Source organism: Protofrankia sp. CiP1_Cm_nod3 (assembly GCF_982290655.1).
Genome location: NZ_CEVIVD010000224.1, coordinates 1 through 2,539, shown reverse-complemented (window position 1 = coordinate 2,539; position 2,539 = coordinate 1). Strand labels below are relative to the sequence as shown.

Below are 2,539 nucleotides of genomic sequence, written 5' to 3'. Positions count from 1 at the left end.
GTTTACCGGCGCAGTATCCACATCCTCCAGCGGAGATCCTGAAACGAAGGCGTGAGAGCTCGGCTGCGGAACCGCCTTACGGGCGGTCGGCCAGATCCCGCAGTTCCCCTATGATCTCGCGGCCGGTCCGCTCGATGGGGGCGAGCCTGGCGACCAGCTCACGGCTGGCGACGGTATCCTCGGCGTCGACGCGATCCATGATCTGAGCCAGGGTCGCATGCAGCCGGGCCCGGTGCTGTTCGAGGTGCTCCTCGACCGCGTCGATCAGTAGCTGTCCCTGGCTCCGGGCCGCCTCGACGAAATCCGCCCGGGCCTGCTTCGCCTGCTCGTCGAGCATCCGCTTGCGCTCGTTGCGGGCCTTCTGGATCACCGACTCCCGTTCCTTGAGCACCTCCGTGATCTTGGCAACGCCGATGGCGGCCGCGACGGCGGCACCGACCGGAAGCGCGACGGAGGCGAGGCTGAGGCTGGTCATCAGCGCGGCTGCTCCGCCTGCCAAGGGACCGGCCACACCGACCGTCCCGGCGGCGATCTGCACGAGGCTGTAGACGGACATGGCTCCCCGCGCGTCCGCGGGCGGGGGCGGAAGACGGCTGTCGAGCGGTTCCGGGGAGACGAGCTGGGAGCCGGTGGTGTCGTCCCCCAGAGCCAGCCGCAGCAAGGTGCGGCCCTTGGCCTCGAGCTGCTCCAGCTGACGCTGCCAGCCGGTGGCCGGGCCGTCGGGGCCGACCATCCACTGCGTGTAGAGCTGAACCTGGCGGACGTCGATCTCGTGGACGTGCTCGGTGTCCAGCTTCCCCCCGTCGATCAGCTGGTCGAGCCCGCGGTGCAGTTCCTGCGGCAGATCCGCGAACGGACGCTGCCTGACGCGGATAGCGCGCTCCAGCTCGTCGGCCAGCTCTGTGCGCATGCCTTCCGCGGCGCTCTCCGCACGCTCCAGCCGCTCGGCGATCGCAGCTTGCTGAGCGGCCAGTTCGTCGACGGAAACCTGATGGGCGTCGACGATGTCCCGGATCGGCCGGTGCCGGCGGCGGATCAGCCGTCTCGTTTCGTCGGCGACCTGGACGAGATGACGGTCCCCGGCGCCGGATTCGACAAGCTGGTGCAGCCGGTCGCGCAGCACGTCCATCCCGCTGCGTTGCCTGAGATTTCTCGTCGCGTTCCCGTTCGCCTCCTCGGCGGCGGCCTTCGCCTCCCAGGCCGCGGAGACTGGCAGGAATCCTTCGCCGACGAACGCGGCGAGGCCGCCGCCCGCATCGGCGAAGTGTGTGCGCAGATAGTCGTTGTCCGTCGCCTGTACGTTGCGCCACGCGGCCTGGCCGTGCTCCCGCTGGGTGGCGCGGTCGATGCCGGTGAGCACCCACAGCACACGCTTCCCGGTCTGCAGGTGGTGGGCGTACAGGTCACGGACGAGGGCGAGCTCGTTGACCGTCAGCGCCGATGTCGCCTGAGTGACGTAGATGAAGCAGTCGGCCTCCGCCCAGGCGCCGCGCATGATGAGGTCATGGTCCCCGTCAGGGGACTCGGAGCCGGGCAGGTCGAACAGCTTGACCGGCAGGAGGGCATCGGAGATGAGCACCTCGATCTCCAGGACCCGGCGGTTGATGTGCTCGCGGCGGCGGTCGGTCACCTTCCCGTCGGCCGCGCCGTACGAGGCGACGACGGCGGGCGGCAGGTCGCTGCCTATCTCGACCCAGTCAGAGCCGTCGAACTTGACGCGCAGCAGGCCGCGCCCGGAAGCGTTGACAGACGGGTCGTCACCGACCGGAACGACGGTGGACGGGCAGGCGGTGGTCGGATTCGCCGACGACGGCAGTATGCCGGTGTACTCGCCCTCGTCATCGTCGCCGTCTACCAGCCAGTACTCCAGGCGGCCCTGCAGCCCACTGATCAGAAAGCTCTTCCCGGCCGACTGGCGGCCGAGCATGCCGACGTTGAGCAGGGTGGACAGTGCGCGGGTGCGAAGGCTGCGGATGCGGACGACGTCGGCGGCCAGCTCGTCGACGTCCTGCGGGGCGTCATCCTGGTTTCCGAGCGTCTCCAGCCACGTCTCGCAGCGGCCCAGCAGACGCGCCAGATCATCACGTGTTTCCTCTACCCCCGTCACGCACAGACATATACCGCATCGCGGCTTTCCTGTCGAGGGCCACGCCAGTTCCAGCGGCATCGGCGCCCCCCGCCGGTTCCACGGCATACCGAGGTACCGGAAAAGAACCCGTGAAAACAGGTGCCTTGCCGCAGGAAACCCGGCCCCGCGGGAGGCGGGAATAAAACTCCTCCGCGCACCGCTCCCTTATTGCGGGAATGATCATCCCGCTGGCCTGCCCTGCCGCACAAGGCCCGGCCGCACGGCCAGCGCCATCCGCTCGCCGTCCACGCACTCCGGCCGGGTCACACCCACTCCGATGCCGCCGCATTGCCCGCCGTATTGCCAGGCTGTACAGTCGGATATATGAAGCCGATGACTGACATTGCGTGGGCCTGGTTGAGCCAAAACCGCTGCCATATGTACACCAATTATTAACGTTGTCACTCGTCG

General features: G+C 68.3%; 1 protein-coding gene. It reads right to left on the bottom strand.

Annotated features, from left to right (window positions below; translation table 11 throughout):
• Positions 1–76: 76 nt before the first annotated feature.
• Positions 77–2,107, bottom strand: a complete 2,031-nt coding sequence (locus tag AC5LUJ_RS23145) for a hypothetical protein (RefSeq protein ID WP_493465766.1) — start codon at positions 2,105–2,107, stop codon at positions 77–79.
• Between the last annotated feature and the right edge of the window lie 432 nt (positions 2,108–2,539).